We start from the raw sequence: 16081 nt of genomic DNA, 5'->3' as shown, positions 1-16081 counted from the left end.
TTAACTTAAACTGTGGATGGGCACGAATTTAATTTCTCAAGCCATTCAGTACGATGGTGTTGTAATTGACGACCGAGTAAGGCAAAGCCTATTAATTTATCTTGCTCATTGTAAAAACCAGCCGCCAACTCCCCATCGTGCTCTTCCACTCTCCACTCACCTGTTCCCATTGCTGGCAATACAGAAAGTGGCAAAATTGGGGTTTTTACTAAAACTGGGGTCGCTTTCAGATCTGCGTCAGTTGATTGACCTAAAAGATTATTAACTAAAGCAGGTAGTGCTTGAGTGATTGGATTGATATATGGTGCCCATTGTCCGTTCACTTCTGCACAGTCACCTAAAGCAAAAATTGAAGGATCACTACTACGATGATCCAGACCAGTACAGATACCACGTGCTGTCTCTAGACCTGCTTCTTGAGCAAGAGCAATATTTGGTCTTAAACCTACTGCACTTAATACCAAATCAGTTTCAATTATTTGGCCATCTTTTAGTGTTAATTGATAACAACCATTTGCAGATTGAATAGAGCGGATACTATTTTGTAATTTCCACTCTACTCCTAACTGGCTAAGCGCCTTTTGTAGAGCATGGCCTAAAGGTTCTGGAATAAGACGTTCCATTGCCCATTTACCAAGTCCGACGACAGTAACTTTAATCCCATGTGCAGCTAAATCATTAGCAAATTCACAGCCGATGAGACCATCACCAAGAATGGTGACATGTTTTTTATCTGCCAATTGCTGACGGAAACGACGGTAATCTGCTAAATCATTTACGCTTAATGTTGCAGACGAATCACCTTCAATAGGTATAACAATTGGCGTGGCACCAGTGGCTATCACCAATTTTCCATAAGGGCAATCACCAATAGTGGTTTGAAGCTTTTTATTGGCGCGGTCAATATGAGTCACTTTCGTGTGTGGATAAACACGTATATTTAAACGTTGCTCCCAACTAAGAGCAGATTCACGAACTAGACTATCTCCGTCTTTACCTAATGCTAGTGCATTAGATAAAGCTGGTTTGCTATATAAAGCGCCATCATCAGCAGTAAATACGGTAATAGACAAGTCTGGAGATTGTGCACGTAAATTCGAAGCTACATGATAGCCAGCATGACCACTACCAATAATCACAACTGGTTCAATAACTGCAGCGGCTGCTACTTGAGGGATTTCATCTTCTTCAATATCGGTGATATCGAGCATTTCAAAATCGGATTTACCAACCTGACATTCTGGACACATCCAGTCATCTGGGATGTCTTCCCATTTTGTCCCTGGTGCTATCCCATCATCAGGCCAGCCTTTAGCTTCATCATAGATCCAGCCACAGACAATACATAACCACTTTCTCATCTTGTCTATTTCCCTTATTTCTTACAAATTACACGCTATGTTTCAAACGGATACCGATATTACGAGTTTGAACATAACTGTAGATGGCTTCCTGCCCTTTTTCGCGACCAAAACCAGATAAGCCCACACCACCAAATGGTGTTTCAATACCACCAGCAAACCATTCGTTAATAAAGACTTGGCCAGCAATAAGTCGGTTTGCTACTCGAAGTGTTTGATTCAGATTTTCACCAAATACACCTGCAACAAGTCCAAAGTCCGTACCATTTGCGATTGCAACGGCCTGGTCTTCGTCATCGAATGGCATGATCACCATTACAGGTCCAAAAACTTCTTCTTGAGCAATAGACATATCGGCTGTTGCTTCGATAATAGTAGGTAGTACAAAGTAACCTTCTAAATCTGCTGCTTTCCCGCCTGTTAAAACATTGGCACCTTCTTCACGTGCCTTATCAATCATGGCAAGAATTTGTTGTTGCTGATCTTTAGATACAACTGGAGTAAGTTCGGCATTACTTTCGCCAATACCTACAGTTAGGCTCTCAGCAAGATTCACAACAGCTGCTTTAACTTCTTCATAGCGGCTGCGGTGCACTAATAAGCGAGACATCGCTGAGCAAACTTGGCCAGAGTTATAGAAAATTCCTACTTTAACGCTACGCAGTAATTGCTCAAGATCAACATCAGCAAAAGCAATTGCAGCTGACTTACCACCTAACTCCATAACTGAAGGTGTTGCACGTTCAGCCGCATCTTTCAAAATGCGTTGGCCTGTTGGTACTGAACCGGTAAATACGATTTGATTCGTATCTTGATGTTTAACCAGATGAGTACCAACTTCTGAACCTTTACCACAAAGTAAGTTCACTGCACCTTGGGGAAAACCAGCTTTCTCAATAGCTTTGATGAGTAAAACCATTCCTAAAGGTGAAACTTCAGGTGACTTAATTACAACCGCATTACCAGCCGCTAAAGCAGGTGCTAATGAACGTGCACAGATCGAAACAGGAAAGTTCCAAGGTACGATTTGAACCGATACACCCATTGGAATATATGAGGTGAAGTCGACATAATCTTTACCTAAAGGTACCGAGATACCTTCAACTTTATCTGCCATACCTGCGTAGTATTCAAAATAGCGAGCGGCTTCATCGAACTCTTCACGTGCAGTATCAATATTTTTGCCATTTTCACGACATAGGATTAATGCACCCTCTTCAGCAACTTCACGAATCGCTTCTGCAGCTTTTAACATCCATGCGGTGCGCTTCGCAGGACGCACATCTGTTAAAGCTCCGCTATTCACACATCGACGTGCTGCAGCCATTGCAGCATCTGCATCTTCAATACTTGCACGAGCCACTGTTGCAAAAGCTTTGTCAGTTGCTGGATTGATAACTTCCAATTGGCGAGAAGCATCTCGCCATTGGCCATCAACGTAGTTGAGGTAATGTTGCATTTTATGCCTCCAAAGCTTTTTTAGCTTGAGTCGCCAACCATTTTTGGAAGAAGTGAGTTGGTAAATCCATCTCTGGAGAGAAAACTCCGCCACCAAAACCAGGTGAATGACGACCTTTTTGCATGGTTTCTACTGCAAACACATCTTCAGCAAATACAACTTTCCATGATTCTAAAGTTGCTTCACGGCATGCATCATATTTAGGGTCTAGTGACTCATCACCAACGTAATACAGGCGTAATTTTTCAATTGTTTGTTCTGGAGCAATTGGATCAATCATCATTGCAAATGCGTGATCAGCTTGAATACCTAACAATACGTTCGGGAATACAGCGACATATTCTGCATGACGCAATTGATCTTCTGGCCAACTTGGGAATTTTGGTAAATGCGTACCCGCTGTAGCTGACAAGTTATATTTATAACTGCCCTGACCAGCAAATCGATCTTCGAACATAATGTTGTAATGATCTTCAAGTTTTGAATACGTATTTAATGCTGGGTGTACCCATGGTAAGTGATAAGCTTCGCAATAGTTTTCAACTGTAAGTTTCCAGTTACTTTTTACAGGTAACTCAAAAGTTGAACCTACTTTACTGCTACGAATAAGCTCTAAACCGTTTTCACCCAAGAAAGGCTTCCAACGTTCAACTAGTGGTGCAATATGCTCTTCAAAAGTTGGTGCATCACCAGATATATTGACGAAAACCATATCCATCCAGATTGCTGAACGGAGAGCTTTTAAACCATGTTTTTCACATTTAAAGCGTTCATCTTTATGTTGGTTAATTCCGCCAACATGTGGAGTACCTTTTAAGTTACCGTTTAGGTCATAACTCCAAGAGTGGTATTGGCAACGAATCACACCCTCAATAGTGCCTTCTTCTTGCACTAAAATCATACCGCGATGGCTACAAACGTTATGGAAAACATGAAGTTCCCCTTCTCGGTTGCGCATCATTACCAAAGGCATACCCATGAAATTAACAGGCTTCACATAGCTCTTTTTAGGCAAATCTGATGCAAAACCTACGCACACCCATGTTTTGCTTAAAATATTGTCACGTTCAAAATTAAAATATTCGTTACTGGTATATGCTAAATTTGGCATACCATTTGATTCAGTAATAGGATTCAAAACGTTATCGACTTGCTGAACCGTAATTAATTGCTGGCTAACTCGACTATTCATCTGATGATCTCCATATATTTAAAACTAACGCAGAACTCCCTGCGTTGAGATGATTTGCACACTCTGCTATTTCTTTACAGATTGTGTTAAATATCGATTCGTCCGACAAACGACTTTTTAGCTAGGCATATATGAGTTTTTCTCATGCGTAAATAAGCGGATTTAGCCACTACGATTTTTATAAAAATAATTGTTATCTATGACTAAAACTCACTAGTCAGTGAGAATAAATCAGTTGAGCTATCTTCTCCCACCTCACTACCCTGTAATATTAGTATTAAGCAGCTAATCGTTTTTTTAGCTGTTGGAAACGCATCCAAGGAGTAGTTATGCGTACAACAACAGGAGTCATGAAAGGGCTTAATCCGACTGTTACTATTGTCTCGAAGTTATTACTCTTCATTTTTATCGCTTTTTGCATTTTTAAGGAAAAACAGGCAGGTGAATATTTTCAGCTGATATCAAATACCTTATTACAAAATGCAAAATGGTATCTTCTTCTTTTAGCAACTTTCTTATTAGGATTTATCATCTATTTATGTATGAGCCGTTATGGCCATATCCGTTTAGGAAAGGATGACGAAAAACCCGAGTATAGTAATATTGCTTGGATCTGCATGCTCTTTTCATGTGGGATGGGTATTGGCCTAATGTTTTGGTCAGTAGCAGAACCAATCAGCCACTATGCAAGTAATCCGTTTACCAAAGGACTTTCAGATGAATCTGCCCGGATGGCGATGCAACTGACATTCTTTCATTGGGGATTACATCCATGGGGCTTATTCTGTTTAGTTGCAGTCGCTTTAGGATATTTTGCTTATCGTAAAAACTTACCTTTTGCCATGCGCTCAATTTTATATCCTTTAATAGGTAATAAAATTTATGGACCGGTAGGTAATATCGTCGACATCATAACCATCGTAATTACTGCTTTCGGTATTTCACAATCACTAAGTATGGGAATACTTGAATTAAATACCGGACTTAACCATACATTTGGCATTAGTGTAGATGTCAAAATTCAGCTCGTACTGGTAGTCATTCTTTGCGCCTTAGCTACCATTTCTTTGTTATCGGCAATTAGTAAAGGATTCAAGATCATTGCTGAAGGCAATATGATCATTTCTTATTTATTGGTCTTTATCATTATTTTCATTGGCTCAACTCACTATATTTTAAATACCTTCTTTGAAGGAATAGGTGATTATTTACAAAACATTGTAGGTATGAGTTTATGGAGTGATGCACAAAAAGATTCAGGTTGGCAAAATTGGTGGACTGCATACTATTGGCCTTGGTGGATGACTTGGGCACCTTTTGTTGGTCTTTTCATTGCACGTATTTCTCGTGGCCGCACGATTCGTGAAGTCATTCTAGGTTCACTTGCAGCCCCCACACTTTTGACCTTCCTGTGGATTGCTGCATTTGGTGGAGCTGCACTTAAAATTGAAAAAGCAAATCATCAACCAGCTGCTCAAGAAGTTGTTGTGACCACTTCTCATATAACCCCTCCTCCAGTAGCACCCGCTCATGAAATGACTATTGCAGAAGCAACTAAAAAGGAACCAGCACGAGCTGTGTTTGTATTTTTTGATCATCTTGCTTCTAGTCATAACACAAAAGTATTCTTGAGTGCTCTGCTCTGTCTATTACTAGCTATTCACGTCATTACGCTAGTTAACTCAGGCACACTTGTACTCTGCTTTTTGGATTCCAATGGTGCTACCAATCCATCTGTAGCTATCAGGTTAATCTGGAGCATAATCATTCCATTGATAGGCGGAGGGCTACTATTAACTGGTGGACTATCAGCTATTCAAACGGCTTGTGTCATTGCTGGTTTCCCGATATCAATTCTTTTAGGAATTACCTGTATTTCACTGATTAAAAGCTTAAGGGAAGATCCATTAGCTTGGGTCATGATGCCAGAACATGTTCGTCCTGATTCTTGTAAAACTGAGCAAAAACCAGTTGAGAAACCTAAAGAGAAAAGCTTAACGGAAGTAGATAATCAATATGTAACTGAAACTTAAAATCTGGTTTTAAAAAAATAGGGATGATTAAATCCCTATTTTCATTATTACATTTTTCTAAATTTTTATTAATTATTTGAGTTAATAAATAATTAATCTTGCCTCATTAAAAATAAATCAATCTATGACAAAAACTCAGTCATTAGTGAGAATAAATCGGTTGAGTAAGCTCCCTCCTCATAACTACCCTGTATTAATCGTATCCAACAGCTAAAAATTTCGCTATTTGCACCTCTATAGCAAATCAGTTGGACACCACCTGAACTTTTCTGAAGTATTGGAATGTGCTTCTAAGTAAATCAGGAACATACAAAATTAATGATACATAGGGAACGTATCCATGACTAATTCGCAAATGACTATTCAAGGTCAGAAAGCACGTCGTTTTATTATCAAATTCGCTTGGCTCATGGCTGGCGGAATGTTTATTGACGGTTTTGTTCTAGGCTATATTGGCGCATTAATGCCCTCCATCACAGCGGATTTACAGTTATCAACTACATGGCAAGGTTTAATTGGGGCAGCCTCACTCATCGGTATATTTTTTGGTAGTCCAATTGGTGGATATCTAGCAGACCGTTTTGGTCGAAAACCAATGTTTACACTAGATCTTTTCATTTTTCTGATCTGCTCAGTTCTTCAAGTTTTTGCATCAGACCCTTACACACTCTTCATTGCCCGACTCTTTATGGGTGTCGCGATTGGTATAGAATATGCTGTTGGTTGGCCAATGTTGGCTGAGTTTGCCCCTGCGCGCATACGGGGTAAATTATTGGCACTCACCGAAACTTCATGGTTTGTCGGTTATTTAGCTTCTTATACCATTAGCTATATTATGATTGAGGAACAAATAGGAAACTGGAATATTATTTTAGGACTCAGTGCCATTCCATCTTTAATCGTTTTAATTTTACGTTTGGGAATGCCTGAATCACCTCGTTGGTTAATGTCCAAAGGGCGTAAAACAGAAGCAACGAAAATTGCTAAAGAATATCTTTCTGAAGAAGATCATCAGGACGTTTTAAATCAACGTCATGATAATGTCGGACAAAACACTAACTTTTTGGATTTATTTAAAGGCAAGAATCTTAAAGGCACAATTTTATTAACAACCTATTACTTTGGAATGGCTGTTCCTTATTATGCCTTGGGTACATTTATTCCGATGATTTTAGAAAAACTCGGAATGCATGATGGTATTTTAGGAGGGTTATTCCTAAATACTTTTGCCGTGTTAGGTACAATTGCAGCCGTTATATTAATAGAACGTATATCACGCCGTAATGTCGCAATCATGCCTTTTGTCCTTTCAACCATTGCCCTTTTAGTAATTGCCCTCTCAGATGACAGTTCAAACCTGATTATTATTGGCTTCTTGGTATATGCCTTTGTCAGTGCTGGGGCAGCCTGTGTTCTTTCTGTGATTCCAAGTGAAGTTTTACGCCCAGAAGTCAGTGCTATGGGTACAGGTTTCGCCACTGCCTTTTCACGTATTGGTGCGGCCATTGGCGTATTCTTGATGCCACAACTCATTTTAGAACATGGTGCATCCCTTGCTGTATGGCTTGCCACAGGAATATGCCTAATTACAACAGTCGTGACCTATCTGTTTATGCCTGAAACTAAGGGTAAATCAATGTCAGAAATTTTCCATTAAATCTATTTAAAAACTGAGAAAGAAAAGGAAATCGCATGACAAATAAACGACCTCATGAAAATCGTATTGGTAATCGTCACCCTGAACATTTAAATATGCATCAGATTGGACCAGGTGATTTAGCTACATCTGAATGGCAGCAAGCAGGCCTCACTCTTCCTAACCTTGATCGAATGCATCAGTATCGTTTAGACCGTATATGTGCTCTACTGAAGCAACAAGGATTAGCTGGAATATTGTTATATGACCCGATCAATATCCGCTATGCTACAGGCACAACTAATATGCAAGTATGGTTATTACATAACGCTGGTCGATACACCTATGTTTCTGCAGAGGGACAAGTAGTACTTTGGGAGTTTGACCACTGCGATTTCTTAGCTGACCATTCAAAAGTAATTACTGAAGTCCGTCCTTGTATATCTTGGTTCTATTTCTGTGCCGGGAATCGTATTGATGAACAAGTAAAAAAATGGGCACATGAAATTAATGATGTAATTTTACAATACGGTAAAGGTAATAAAAAAATTGCTATTGATAAATGTAATGATGAAGGAATTAAAGAGTTAGAACATTTTGGTCTAAGCATTGTTAATGGCGAAGAAATTATGGAACTTGCCCGTGCAATTAAGGGTGAAGATGAAATCAAGGCTATGCGGTGTGCTGTACATGCAACGGATAAAGCTATAAAAGTTATGCATGACCATCTTGAACCTGGAGTCTCAGAACAACGTTTGTGGTCATATTTACATGCTGAGAATATTGCGCGTGGGGGGGAGTGGATTGAAACACGTTTACTTTCATCAGGGCCACGATGTAACCCTTGGTACCAAGAATGTAGTGGTAGAGTTATTCAAAATGGTGACCTGGTCGGGTTCGATACGGATATGATTGGTGCTTATGGTGTTTGTGTAGACACTTCACGTACTTGGTTATGCGGAGACAAAGCTCCTACTTCTGAACAAAAAAATATTTATCAAATGGCATATGACCAAATTCAATTTAATACTGAATTATTGAAAGTTGGCACAACCTATAAAGAACTCACCCATAACGCTCTACAATACGATCCAAATGAGTATAACCATTATTCATTCCTATATCACGGCGTTGGTTTATGTGATGAAGCACCTGGCATTTATTTTAAAGAAGCTTGGGAAAGCTATGGCTATGATGGCGTATTAGAACCAGGAATGGTGATGTGTGTAGAAAGTTATGTAGGACATAAAGCTGGTGGACCAGGTGTTAAATTGGAAAATCAAGTCCTAATTACTGAAAATGGCCCTGAAGTATTAACACTCTATCCTTTTGAATCAAGGTTACTATCACTTTAATTTTTATAAATTTAAAAATAGGGATGACCTCATCCCTATTCTCTCTCCTTATACCCATAAACATGGAAAATATGTATGTCACTTTTATTTCAACCAATTCAATTTGGTCGTCTAAAATTGGATAATCGAATTATTATTGCTCCTATGTGCCAATATTCTTCTGAAGATGGAGATTTAAGTTTTTGGCATGAGCAACAATGGGCAAGTTATGCTTTATCAGGCGCGGGATTATGTATTATTGAAGCAACAGCAATAAGACCTGATGGCCGAATAAGCTATGCTGATTTAGGGCTTTGGAATGATAAACACTGTAAACAAATGAAAACTTTGTTATCTAAAATTAAAACTATATCTCCTGCTCCCTTTGCAATTCAATTAGCCCATGCGGGACGCAAAGCATCTTGCGATACACCTTGGGGAAATAAAAAAGGACAATATCATCCTGAAGAATCTAACGGTTGGCAAACACTTGGTCCAAGTGAAATTCCCTTCCAAGATTCAGAGAATCCTCCTCTTGCACTCTCTATAAATGAAATTAAAGAATTAATTAACGATTTTGCTATGGCTGCACAACGATCGGTAGAAGCTGGTTTCGAGCTAATTGAGCTTCATGCTGCTCACGGTTATTTATTGCACCAATTCTTATCACCACTTTCTAATCAGCGCTGTGATGAATATGGAGGAAGTTTTGAGAACCGAATGCGACTTACTTTAGAAGTGTTTGAAGCTATAAAAAATGTAATTCCAGAAGGCTTTCCGATAGGCGTGAGAATTTCTGCTACAGATTGGGTACAAGGAGGATGGGACCTTGAATCGAGTATTAAATTATCTAAAGCTCTAGAAAAAATAGGAGTGGCTTATATTCATGTAAGCACAGGTGGTTTACATATTGATCAGAAAATTGAAGTATTTCCTGAATATCAAGTACCACATGCCTATGAAATTAAAAAAGCAGTTAACGTTCCTGTTATTGCTGTAGGACTAATTACTGATGCTCAACAAGCTGAAAGAATCCTACAAGCTCAGCAAGCCGATGCTATAGGTATTGCTCGCGGTATTCTCTATGATCCAAGATGGCCTTGGCATGCCGCTGCGGAGTTAAATGAAACTATTGCAATCGCTCCACAATACTTTCGCTTTCAACCTCGTGGTTCAAATCATCTTTTTAAAGCTTATTCTAATAAAGCAGACTAGAAGACTTTTAGAGAATGGGCATTTCCTCCATTCTCTAAAATTAATAATTTATACCTAATTCAAACCCTTTTGCCCAACTTGTCCTGGTAACTGATCTAGCAGCCAACTGCGGAAATGCTTAACACTAGAAGGGATCACTCCCCTATCTGCTGGTTCTAGCATACTGAAATTTGCTTGAGTACGAAGAACGGTATCAACCGGTCTAACTAAAGCTCCACTTTGTAAATAATCATCCACGAGTGAACCCCACGCTAAAGCCACACCCTGACCATTAATTGCCGCCTGTAAAAGCATTGGATAGTTATTGATATTCACCCTATTTTTTGGTTTTACAATAGGATAATTTACTGCTTCAAACCACTCAGACCAAGTAATCCAATCCTTTTGAGCATCATCTAAGTATAATAAGGCTTTTCCAAAAATCTCTTCTGGAGAACTATCTTCTTTAAATTGAGCAAGATAATTTGGACTACAAACAGGAAAAACCTCTTCAGGAAATAAAGTAGTAACTCTCATACCTGCTGGAGGAACACGGCAATAAAATAATGCCAAATCGAAATCCATTTTGTGCAAATCTGAAATATTGTCTGTCGTTAAAATTCTTAAATCAACGCCCTCATTATTCTGTTGAAAAGCAGCCACTTTCGGTAGTAACCAAAGAGCAGCCATAGCATTGGTCGTAGCCACAGTTATTTGATGCTCTCCTTGCCATTTCTTGATTTCAGCAGTAGCCTGAGCAACGTCTAATAAAGCACTATAGATCGTTTGATAGTATTGGAGTCCGGTAGGAGTTAGGGAAATATTTCGATTAGCTCTTAAGAATAATTCCTTACCTAGGTATTCTTCGAGCTGTCGAATTTGTCGACTGATAGCGCCTTGAGTAACATTCAATTCATTTGCAGCTTTTGTAAAACTGAGGTGGCGTGCGGCTGCCTCGAATACAATTAAGCTGTTCATTGGCGGCAATGGCTTAATTTTCATGGACACTCCTAATTTGTCCCATTTCCTAAAAACTCTTTTCCAACTCGAGTTCTTTTATCCAGCTATTTACTACGAAAATTGTCTTTTGAACATACTAATAGCGAATAAACCAGATATTCTCGTCATAAATGGCTTGAATTTCTTCAATTATGATCCATTTCTCAGGAAAGCCCTAAAATCTCATAAATATAATTTAATAAAAAGTGAGTAAAAGTATTCAATCTATGAGTTTTTCTCATGCAATATAAATAAATTTCATAGCTTCCCCAATAAAGATATAAACGCAAATCATTTATTTATTCTGTGCATTTATATTTTATAGGATTAAAAATAGATTTCTCTTTTCAATACAAAAATTTGTCTAATCCCTAACTTTTATATAAACCAATAAAAAAGTCCTAAATCATTATAATTTAGGGCTTTTTTAAGTCATATAAAGCGATTCGAGTTTATAGGACTTTAAATCTTGATAGGCATATCCACCACCGAAACAAACAAACCATTGATAATTATATAATTAATAAAAAAATCATATTAGTGATACACGCCATGATAAAAAATATTTCTACTAGTTTTGATGTGGCTTTGCATCAAGACCTATCTTCGCACTTTAATTTAAGAATCAGCGAAATTTTAGAGGTTACAGATTCCTGAGTTTAGAAGCTAGGTTATTTTCCAAATTACCAATATCTTCATTAAAATTTTATTCTTGTTCTTCTCTTAAATTTCGATATTGTTTCGGAGTCTGATTGGTCCAACGTTTAAATGCTCGAGTAAAATGAGTGACCTCTGAATAGCCCAATTTTTCTGAAATATAAGAAATACTATATTCATGATGATTTAATAATTTTTTTGCATGACGCTCTCGGACCTGATCTAACAAAATTTGAAAAGTAACCCCTTCTTTTGCTAACTGACGTTGCAACGTTCTTTCAGTTAAATGCAATTTTTCGGCAACATCTTTCATTTTAAAGAAGCCTTCTACTTCATCAAAAAGTAACTCACGTACTAAAGCCGTAAGTGGGTGTTTTTCTCCGCGTTTAGCAGCTAACTTGTTTAAATCATGTTTACACTGTTCACGAGCTAAACGTGCCGCCAATGGGTCAGCCATAATTAATGGTAGTGCCAAAAAATTTTCCGAAAAAACCAAACGGTTGAATGGCTGATTAAATTGAATCTCACATGGCAATAATTCTTGAACTTGTTCCAAGAAAGCAGGTTCAGGGTAATTTAATTCGGCTTTTATTTCTAATTTTTGTCCGGTAATGGCATTCGACATTTGAGCAAAGCCCACCATCAAAAATGTCATCCCTACAATACCCATTTTAAAGTTTGTCATGGGTTGATCTAAATATAAAAATGCTAAATCGTTTTCTATTTCAAGACGTGGTTTTAACGCTGGACAACGTAGTCCAATGAACTGTTCCATGACATTTAAAGCTTCACCCAAATTTTGTGAAACCATTGCAGCAAGACCAACCGAACCATGACAAGACACGGTCATTTGCAGGCCAAGATAAATACCTAATGCAGGCTCATTGGTCAGTTCGACTGCTCTATTTAGAAGATTATTAAAAATATTGAAATCTAAATACCAAAAGGGTTCCAACAGTTGCTCAATAGAAACTCCACTTCCTTCTAAGAGTTCTTCAGGAGATACATTTAGCTTTTGGACGACATCCGCCATAAGGCTGACATAGGTTCCAGGTAAAGACGGATTCACAATATGCTCTCTTTATTTTTCTCAATAAAATGTCGTGAAATGGTCAAAACTGTCATTTCAAGAACTATGACACATATTTCAGATTCGGCATAGTACCTCTTACTAAGTTGCCGCATTTTTATCCATTTTGTACAGGATAAAAATCTAATAAAGATTGGTGAAATATGAAAGCTCTGGTTACTGGTGGTGCTGGTTTTATTGGTTCCCACATTGTACGTACTTTACTCAATGAGAATTATGAAGTACGTGTACTGCATTTACCTCAAGAAAAATTAACCAATTTAGAAGGGTTAGATGTTGAGTTAATTGCGGGCGACATTACCGACCCAGCAAAAATGGATGAAGCAGTATCTGGTTGTGATTTGGTTTTTCATACGGCCGCAATTTATGCCTTATGGCTTCCGAAGCCTGAGCTTATGCGTAAAGTCAATGTTGAAGGAACACGAACCGTGCTCAATGCTGCAAAAAAGGCTGGTGTTAAACGTGTTGTTTACACCAGTACAGGCGCATGTTTTGCAGGTCAACCAAAAGGCATTCAGGCTACCGAAACAAGTCCATTTGCTTTAGGCGCGACTGGAGATGCATACGTTTTAACAAAATTTGAAGCACATCAGGTTGCCTTACAGTTTGCCGCGGGTGGCTTAGATATTGTGATTGTCTGCCCGACAGGTCCAATTGGCCCTCAAGATATTGCCCCAACCCCAACAGGAAAACTTTTACTCACCATCGCTACCATGCCTGCCCTTGCTGTACCGGGTGCAATTAACAACATGGTTGATGTACGCGATGTAGCAAAAGGCCATGTTTTGGCCGCACAAAAAGGTAAAAGTGGCGAGACCTATATTTTAGGTAATAAAGATCTTGATGGCGTAGCGATGGCAAAAACAGTTCATCAGCTCTTGGGCATCTGGCGCCCAGTAATGACCATTCCAAGTGTAGTTGAAGGCGTCTCATCTCAGCTTGCGGGCCATGCAGCTTTGTGGGTAACAGAGCATATTACTCATAAAGCTCCCCTTGTGACCCCTTCGGCAGCCAAAATCGGTCAGCTTGGCACCTCATTTAATTGTACAAAAGCCATTCAAGAGCTTGGACTTCCTCAAACGCCCATTGAAATTGCAGTACGTGATGCATTGCAGTGGTTTGCAGCCAATGGTTACGTCAAATCTCGTAGCTTGATCAAAAAAATTGAGTCAATTTCGATCTGATTTAAGTAGGCAGGATTCTACTATGAGCACATTTATTGATCATCATATTGTTGCACGGAAAGTACAGTTTGATTTTTCTCAAACACCTCGGCATTGGGTTCCAAACGATGTGTTAACGACACATGTGCTGAACAGCATGCACGTTCTTTTACCTGCTGTTGAGCACTGGTTTTGTCGTCTTGCAAACAAAACGTTGCCCTATGTTGAAGATAAAAACCTGAAAGCAGATATCCGTGGTTTTATTGCCCAAGAAGCGGCCCACGCCAATGCACATAAAGGTGCAGAGATTTATTTTCAGACCCATGGCATAGATCCAACACCTTTTAAAGATTTTTTAAACTGGTTCTTTAAAGATGGCTTTATGGGCGATACTCCTTTTGGAATTTATGGCCCTTTTAAGCGCTATCCAAAACAGTGGCTCGCTTTTCGTATGGGCATTATTGCAGGGCTTGAACACTATTTTTGTTTCTTTGGTACATGGGCTTTAGATGCAGAAGGTCTAGAAGGTGCAGATCCAGCCATGCTAGATATTGTACGCTGGCACGGTGCCGAAGAAGTTGAGCATCGCACAGTTGGCTATGATGCTTATCGAGCTTTAGCTGGAGACGGCGTTAAGGGCTATTTAGGTAGACAGCTCAGCATGGGGTTTGCTTTTGCTGCAATGGTTGGGTTCTGGCTCGGTTCAACGGTCTATCTTTGTCATCTCGATGGAACCAAAGAAGCCCAAAAAATTGCTAAAAAAAATCCATTGGCTTTAGTTTGGTTATTTCAAAAAACTGCAAAGAAAAAGAAAAGCTTACCTGATCTCGGCATGATTTTGACTGCATTAAAAGGATGGAGCAAATTGAGCTATCACCCTGAACATGATGGTGATGTCGAAAAAGCTTTAGCTTATTTAGCTCAGTCCCCAGCAGCTCAATTAGCCGCAGAGGCTTATGCCAAAGCGCTTTCTTCAAAAATGAAAAGCTGAGCAGTGCCATGATTCAAGTCGAGCAATTAACGTTAAACCGTGATGGACTCACTTTGCATGGGACTTTATATGGTGAAGCTGATGCCTCTTTGGTGGTACTTATACATGGTTTTCCCGACACACCGCATAGTTGGGACCACGTATACCCTTTACTCGTAAAAGTAGGCTATCAAGTTTTTGTCCCTTGGTTGCGTGGTTACACCCAAGATTCTGTAAATCGACAGGCACATTACGGTCTCGCCTCTGCTCTAGCAGATTTAGCAGCTTGGTTAGAGCTTTTAAAAGCAAAAGGACGCTTAAAAAATAAAGCTCACCTCGTAGGACATGACTGGGGAGCTGCACTTGCAATGAGCTTTGCAAGTGGGCAATCCGAAGCTTTGCATAGCATGAGTTTGTTGGCCGTTCCTCCTATTCCAAATCTTAAGGATATTGTTAAAGCCATACCTGATTTCCCGCGTCAGCTCTACATGTCTTCTTATATGTTGCTCATGCAATCAAGATTTGCTGAACAGGTACTATCTCGTAATAACGCAGGTTTTGTAGAAAAAATCTGGCGTAAATGGTCACCTACTTGGAATTTTACTGAGTCAGATTTTTCACCTACCCGCGCGGCTTTTCAAAATCCAGATATTGCTTGGGCAGCTACCCGCTATTACCACAACTTATTTGCAGTTTTAAATTCGGACAATCTCAAAGCAAATCGGCATTTATTAAGCCCAGTCACCACACCCACACTGGCTTTAGCTGGTTTGGACGATGGTTGTATGAATATACGGCTACATCAAGCTTTAGCCCAAACATCTTATTTCCCACAAGGAATTGAGAGTGTCTACGTTCCCGGCTGCGGTCATTTTTTACAAGCTGAACAACCCAACATTATCGCTCAGTACTTAATTCAACATTTTCAGAAGACTGATCGCTCCACTTAAGGCTGCACGCAACTCTATCAGCCAAGTCATTTATACTTTATTT

At 39.2% G+C, this 16081-nt stretch carries 12 protein-coding genes and 1 pseudogene; 7 read left to right on the top strand and 6 right to left on the bottom strand.

The window, feature by feature from the left end; genetic code table 11:
* Positions 1-5: 5 nt before the first annotated feature.
* From NQ782_RS10760 to NQ782_RS10745, 4 genes and pseudogenes are all read right to left on the bottom strand, one after another.
* Positions 6-1211 (bottom strand): NAD(P)/FAD-dependent oxidoreductase, encoded by a 1206-nt coding sequence (locus NQ782_RS10760; protein ID WP_227557130.1) that lies wholly within the window; start codon positions 1209-1211, stop codon positions 6-8.
* A pseudogene (locus NQ782_RS10755) lies at positions 1200-1361 on the bottom strand (rubredoxin); the annotation flags it as partial. The gene NQ782_RS10760 and the pseudogene NQ782_RS10755, both read right to left, overlap by 12 nt.
* 28 nt (positions 1362-1389) lie before the next feature.
* Positions 1390-2820 (bottom strand): aldehyde dehydrogenase family protein, encoded by a 1431-nt coding sequence (locus NQ782_RS10750; protein ID WP_057094410.1) that lies wholly within the window; start codon positions 2818-2820, stop codon positions 1390-1392.
* Between the two features lies 1 nt (position 2821).
* The gene (locus tag NQ782_RS10745) at positions 2822-4012 is read right to left on the bottom strand and encodes an aromatic ring-hydroxylating dioxygenase subunit alpha (protein ID WP_001088749.1); all 1191 of its coding nucleotides are present in this window, start codon (positions 4010-4012) and stop codon (positions 2822-2824) included.
* A gap of 329 nt (positions 4013-4341) precedes the next feature.
* On the opposite strand from NQ782_RS10745, the gene NQ782_RS10740 reads away from it, so the two are divergent.
* The 4 genes from NQ782_RS10740 to NQ782_RS10725 all read left to right on the top strand — a co-directional run bounded on the left by NQ782_RS10740 (position 4342) and on the right by NQ782_RS10725 (position 10230).
* Entirely contained in the window at positions 4342-6045 is a 1704-nt protein-coding gene (locus tag NQ782_RS10740; protein ID WP_057094412.1) for a BCCT family transporter, read from the top strand.
* 340 nt (positions 6046-6385) lie between these two features.
* Complete coding sequence (locus NQ782_RS10735) at positions 6386-7702, top strand: MFS transporter (RefSeq protein WP_000185303.1); 1317 nt, start codon at positions 6386-6388, stop codon at positions 7700-7702.
* Positions 7703-7737: 35 nt separating this feature from the next.
* The gene (locus NQ782_RS10730; protein WP_057094257.1) at positions 7738-9036 is read left to right on the top strand and encodes a Xaa-Pro peptidase family protein; all 1299 of its coding nucleotides are present in this window, start codon (positions 7738-7740) and stop codon (positions 9034-9036) included.
* A 75-nt stretch (positions 9037-9111) separates the two neighbouring features.
* Positions 9112-10230: an NADH:flavin oxidoreductase/NADH oxidase gene (locus NQ782_RS10725; protein ID WP_057094259.1), complete on the top strand. Its 1119-nt coding sequence runs from the start codon at positions 9112-9114 to the stop codon at positions 10228-10230.
* A 54-nt stretch (positions 10231-10284) separates the two neighbouring features.
* On the opposite strand, the gene NQ782_RS10720 is transcribed toward NQ782_RS10725, so the two are convergent.
* Together NQ782_RS10720 and NQ782_RS10715 are read right to left on the bottom strand one after the other, a co-directional pair.
* Positions 10285-11211: a LysR substrate-binding domain-containing protein gene (locus tag NQ782_RS10720; protein ID WP_000695008.1), complete on the bottom strand. Its 927-nt coding sequence runs from the start codon at positions 11209-11211 to the stop codon at positions 10285-10287.
* 703 nt (positions 11212-11914) lie between these two features.
* Positions 11915-12934 carry an AraC family transcriptional regulator gene (locus NQ782_RS10715; RefSeq protein ID WP_057092947.1) on the bottom strand — a complete coding sequence of 340 codons (1020 nt, stop codon included), beginning with the start codon at positions 12932-12934 and terminating at the stop codon, positions 11915-11917.
* A 164-nt stretch (positions 12935-13098) separates the two neighbouring features.
* On the opposite strand from NQ782_RS10715, the gene NQ782_RS10710 reads away from it, so the two are divergent.
* Genes NQ782_RS10710 through NQ782_RS10700 form a run of 3 tightly spaced genes read left to right on the top strand, consistent with a single transcriptional unit; the run spans position 13099 to position 16038 of the window.
* Positions 13099-14139: an NAD-dependent epimerase/dehydratase family protein gene (locus NQ782_RS10710; RefSeq protein WP_057092948.1), complete on the top strand. Its 1041-nt coding sequence runs from the start codon at positions 13099-13101 to the stop codon at positions 14137-14139.
* Between the two features lie 22 nt (positions 14140-14161).
* Positions 14162-15109: a metal-dependent hydrolase gene (locus NQ782_RS10705; RefSeq protein WP_000102858.1), complete on the top strand. Its 948-nt coding sequence runs from the start codon at positions 14162-14164 to the stop codon at positions 15107-15109.
* A gap of 8 nt (positions 15110-15117) precedes the next feature.
* Positions 15118-16038, top strand: a complete 921-nt coding sequence (locus NQ782_RS10700) for an alpha/beta fold hydrolase (RefSeq protein ID WP_079745730.1) — start codon at positions 15118-15120, stop codon at positions 16036-16038.
* Positions 16039-16081 lie beyond the last annotated feature (43 nt).

Origin of the sequence: Acinetobacter sp. BD54 (assembly GCF_044778325.1) — a bacterium.
GTDB lineage: Bacteria > Pseudomonadota > Gammaproteobacteria > Pseudomonadales > Moraxellaceae > Acinetobacter > Acinetobacter baumannii.
Note: the sequence above shows the minus strand (reverse complement) of the source record. Positions and strands in the feature narration are given on the sequence as shown.

What these genes read in the sequence shown, in the direction of transcription:
- NQ782_RS10760 (WP_227557130.1), bottom strand. Translation starts at nt 1,211, where the DNA reads ATGCTCGATATCACCGATATTGAAGAAGATGAAATCCCTCAAGTAGCA.
- NQ782_RS10740 (WP_057094412.1), top strand. Translation starts at nt 4,342, where the DNA reads ATGCGTACAACAACAGGAGTCATGAAAGGGCTTAATCCGACTGTTACT.
- NQ782_RS10720 (WP_000695008.1), bottom strand. Translation starts at nt 11,211, where the DNA reads ATGAAAATTAAGCCATTGCCGCCAATGAACAGCTTAATTGTATTCGAG.
- NQ782_RS10730 (WP_057094257.1), top strand. Translation starts at nt 7,738, where the DNA reads ATGACAAATAAACGACCTCATGAAAATCGTATTGGTAATCGTCACCCT.
- NQ782_RS10745 (WP_001088749.1), bottom strand. Translation starts at nt 4,012, where the DNA reads ATGAATAGTCGAGTTAGCCAGCAATTAATTACGGTTCAGCAAGTCGAT.
- NQ782_RS10735 (WP_000185303.1), top strand. Translation starts at nt 6,386, where the DNA reads ATGACTAATTCGCAAATGACTATTCAAGGTCAGAAAGCACGTCGTTTT.
- NQ782_RS10725 (WP_057094259.1), top strand. Translation starts at nt 9,112, where the DNA reads ATGTCACTTTTATTTCAACCAATTCAATTTGGTCGTCTAAAATTGGAT.
- NQ782_RS10710 (WP_057092948.1), top strand. Translation starts at nt 13,099, where the DNA reads ATGAAAGCTCTGGTTACTGGTGGTGCTGGTTTTATTGGTTCCCACATT.
- NQ782_RS10705 (WP_000102858.1), top strand. Translation starts at nt 14,162, where the DNA reads ATGAGCACATTTATTGATCATCATATTGTTGCACGGAAAGTACAGTTT.
- NQ782_RS10700 (WP_079745730.1), top strand. Translation starts at nt 15,118, where the DNA reads ATGATTCAAGTCGAGCAATTAACGTTAAACCGTGATGGACTCACTTTG.
- NQ782_RS10750 (WP_057094410.1), bottom strand. Translation starts at nt 2,820, where the DNA reads ATGCAACATTACCTCAACTACGTTGATGGCCAATGGCGAGATGCTTCT.